Consider the following 936-nt stretch of genomic DNA (forward strand, 5'->3'; position numbering starts at 1 on the left):
TGCCGGCGGAGGGGTCGCGCGGCGCGAGCGGCTCTGCGGGGCGGACCGGCCGGGGCCGGTCGATGGTGCGCAGGAAGTCGGGGTCGTCGTCCGGGCCGAGCACCGGGGGGCGGGCGCCGGGGGAGGCCGGGCGCGTCGACGCCTCGCCGCGGGGACGGCCGAGCACCAGCCACGCGACCCCGCCGACCACGGGCGCGACGAGCACGGCCACCACCCAGAGCGGCCGGGGCATGGTCCGGACCTGCGCGGTGTCCGACCGCACGATGTCGAGGACGCAGTAGATGGTGAACGCCAGCACGATCGCTGCCGGGATCAGCCTCACGTCGTCTCCTCCGTCGGGTGGTCGGTGCCCCCATGATCGCCCAGGTGCGCCCCTGCTGCGTCCCCGGGGGACAGCAGGGCGACCGCTGCCACCCGGTCGGGCTTGCCGACCCCGGTGGTCGGCAGCCGGTCGACGTGGCGGAGCAGCCGGGGGACGGCCGCCGCGCCCAGGCGGTCGCGCACCGCGTCCTGCAGCGCACGTGCGGCGGTGGGCCCCGCGTCGGGGCCGACGACCAGGGCCGCGACCACCGACCCCCACCGCTGCGAGGGGACGGCCACGACCAGGCAGTCGCGGGCGCCGGCCTCGCGCAGCACCCGGTCGACCGCGTCGAGCGCGACGTTGACGCCGCCGGAGGTGACGACGTCGTCGGTGCGTCCGAGCAGCTGCAGCAGGCCTTCGACGAGCACGCCGCGGTCGGCGGTGCGGAACCGCCGCACCCCGGCCACGACCTCGAAACCCTCGTCGGAGGGACCGGACGGCGCCCCTGACGAGGGTGCGGCGGGACGCCGGTACCCGCGGGCGACGACGGGGCCCGTGACGACCACGCGGCCGGTCGAGGCGTCCGCGCCGGCGGCACCCGCGGCCCCCGCCCCGGGCGGCCACGGCTCCAGCGC

At 79.0% G+C, this 936-nt stretch carries 2 protein-coding genes; both read right to left on the minus strand.

The genetic code is table 11. The features are described from left to right. A partial coding sequence (locus tag WCS02_RS20650) for a PLDc N-terminal domain-containing protein (protein ID WP_340296191.1) occupies positions 1-322 on the minus strand: 322 nt, incomplete at its 3' end. Beyond that, positions 319-936, minus strand: a 618-nt coding sequence (locus WCS02_RS20655; RefSeq protein ID WP_422665450.1) for an AMP-binding enzyme, incomplete at its 5' end; no start/stop codon positions are given. The genes WCS02_RS20655 and WCS02_RS20650, both read right to left, overlap by 4 nt.

Source organism: Aquipuribacter hungaricus, assembly GCF_037860755.1.
In the GTDB taxonomy this organism is placed as follows: domain Bacteria; phylum Actinomycetota; class Actinomycetes; order Actinomycetales; family JBBAYJ01; genus Aquipuribacter; species Aquipuribacter hungaricus.